The organism is Pseudomonas sp. AC463, assembly GCF_979253585.1.
Genome location: NZ_CEEDDZ010000173.1, coordinates 1 through 395, shown reverse-complemented (window position 1 = coordinate 395; position 395 = coordinate 1). Strand labels below are relative to the sequence as shown.

The window sequence follows — 395 nt, the reverse complement described above, 5'->3', positions numbered from 1 at the left end:
GGCCAGTATCAGAAGATACTTTCTTCCGGCGGATGGCAGCAATCGCCTTCGCGCCGGGGGTGACGCTCCTACAGACGTGGCTACCGCTAGCATTGTAGGAGCCGCGACCCCGCGGCGAATGTTGGCAGCGCCAGGCATTTACGGGGTGGCTACAATCGCCTTCGCGCCGAGGGCGGCGCTCCTACGTTTGGTGATGGTTCAGCCTTCGCGGTGACTGGTTGCCTTGGCGCGCATTTTCTCGCACATCACGGTCATTTCGTCATAGAGCAGTTGTGGGTTCTTCTGCTTTAGCGCCCAGGCTTGGCGACCCTGCTCATGAGGCAGGATCATGAATTGCCCATCGGCCACTGCCTGGAAGATGTAATCGGCGATGAACGCAGCACTAATAGGTGAAC

Annotated in this window: 1 pseudogene; it reads right to left on the bottom strand. The window is 59.0% G+C overall.

Going from position 1 to position 395, the window contains the following annotated elements:
- Positions 1-198: 198 nt before the first annotated feature.
- Positions 199-395, bottom strand: a pseudogene (locus AC0IYH_RS29650) (SDR family oxidoreductase); the annotation flags it as partial.